Here is a 2,249-nt window from a genome sequence, read left to right on the forward strand (position 1 = left end):
CGGCCGACGCCCGGCACGTCGGCCGGCCCCGTGCCGGAGCGGCGCGCGGGCGTCGTGCGGGGGCGGCCCTGCGAGGGCAACGTGCGGGGCCGGCCAGCGGGGGCGTGCCGTCAGCCGATGTCCGGTGGGTCGATCCGGATCCGTACCGCCTCCGCGCCGCCCCGTGCCATGCGGGCGGCCTGGGCGGTCTTCAGGGCGGTGGCCAGGGCGGCTCCGCTGCCCGGCGGCACCCGGACGAGTGCCCGCTCCCAGTGCTCGCCGGGGGGCGGTGCGCCGGGTCTGCGGGGTCGGCCGGGCGGTGGTGGCGGCAGCGGCACCGGTCCCAGCACCTCGGCGTCCGGGGGCAGCCGGACCGCCGCGAGGAACTCGGCCACGGCCGCGGGCGGCCCGGACACGGCCGCCATCCGGGACACCGGCGGGAAGCCCAGCTCGGCCCGCTCGGCCAGCTCCCGCACGGCGTGCCCGACCGGGTCCCAGCGCACCAGCGCCTGCACCGGCCGCAGGGTCGGCTCGGCCACCACGACCACGGTGCCCCCCTCGCTCTGGGGCCGCACCAGCGCTCCGGCCGCGATCCACCGGCGCAGCGCGTCCTCGCCGGCCCGCAGGTCGGGACGCCCGAGCATGGCCCAGCCGTCCAGCAGCAGGGCCGCCGCGTAGCCGCCCTCGGCGACCGGTTCGGCGCCCGGCGTGCTGACGACCAGCGCCGGGGTGTCCGGGACGGTGTCCAGCACGTGCTCGCGCCCCGAGGTGCGCACCGGTACGGCGGGAAAGGCCCGCCCCAGTTCCTCGGCGGTGCGGCGCGCGCCCACGATCTGGGCGCGGAGCCGGAAGCCGCCGCACTCCTGGCAGTGCCAGGCGCCCTCCTCGCGCCCGCACCAGCCGCAGCGCAGTACGCCGGCGTCCTGCCCCTGGAGCGGACCGGAGCAGTGCCGGCACCGGGCAGGCGCGCGGCACTGGGCGCAGGCCATGCGGGGCGCGTAACCGCGGCGCGGCACCTGCACCAGCACCGGCCCGTGCCGCAGCCCCTCGCGGGCCGCCTGCCAGGCGAGGGTGGGCAGCCGGGCGGCACGGGCTGCCTCGTCGCGCGCGAGGTCGTCGTCCCCGACGGTCCGGACGAGGGGCGCGCTCCGGCGCACCTGCTCCCGCCCGGCGACCAGCGGCCGGGCCCAGCCGCTCTCGACGAGCTGGGCTGCCTCCACCGTGCAGCTCCAACTCCCCAGCAGGAAGGCGCACTTGTCGAGCGCGGCGCGCAGCAGCAGGACGTCGCGGGCGTGTGGCTGCGGGGCGTGCTGCTCGCTGTGGCTGTCGTCCCCGTCGTCCCAGATCGCGACGAGCCCCAGGTCCCGCACGGGCGCGAACATCGCCGCCCGGGTCCCGACGACGGCCCGCACGGAACCGCGCCGCACCGCCAGCCACTGCGCGTACCGCTTCTCGGGGCCGGCGTCGGCGGTGAGCAGGGCGTGCCGGCCCGTGCCGAGCAGCGCGGTCAGCGCGGCGTCCACGCGGGCGGCGGCGCGCCCGTCCGGTACGACGACGAGGGCGCCGCGCCCGGAGGCGAGGGTGGCGGCGACGGCCCGGGCCAGCTCCTCGCTCCACTGCGGTCCGGGCAGCGCGTGCCACACCGCCCTGGGGGCCCCTCCGGAGGCCAGCGCGTCGAGGAAGGCGGGCCCGTGCTCGTAGCGCGTCCAGGAGCCGGTGTCCGGTGCCTTCGGCGGGGGCAGCGGGGCCGGGGACGGGCGTTGCTCGGCGCGGGCGTTGCGCGGCGGCACGGCCAGCTGGAGCACGTCGGCGAGGCTGCCCGCGTACCGGTCGGCGACCGCCCGGGCGAGGCCGAGCAGCTCCTCGCTCAGCACCCGCTCCGGCGAGACGACCTGGGCGAGCGCGGCCAGCGGTCCGGAGTAGTCGGACTCGGCGCGCCGCTCGACGAGGAAGCCGTCGATGAGCCCGCCGCCCTCCCGGAGGCCCTCCCGCACCCGGTGCCGCCCGGCCCCGAACCGCACCCGCACCCGCACGCCGGGCTGCGCCTGCGCGTCCATCTCCTCGGGCACGGCGTAGTCGAAGTACCGGTCGAGGTGCAGCACGCCCTTGTCGACCAGCACCCTGGCGACGGGCCGCTCCTTGGCGAGCGCGGCCCCCCGCCAGGTCCGCGGCTTGGCCCGGGGTGCCTTGGCCTGGCGCACGCTCTCCCGGATGAGCGCGAGCTGCTCCGGCGGCGCCCCCTCGGCCCCGCCGCCCCCGTCCGTCCGGGG

General features: G+C 79.6%; 1 protein-coding gene. It reads right to left on the reverse strand.

All coding sequences use genetic code 11. The features are described from left to right. Nucleotides 1–110: 110 nt before the first annotated feature. A partial coding sequence (locus CCN44_RS41820; protein WP_244204070.1) for a primosomal protein N' occupies nucleotides 111–2,249 on the reverse strand: 2,139 nt, incomplete at its 5' end.

Origin of the sequence: Streptomyces tricolor, assembly GCF_002155905.1 — a bacterium.
GTDB lineage: Bacteria > Actinomycetota > Actinomycetes > Streptomycetales > Streptomycetaceae > Streptomyces > Streptomyces tricolor.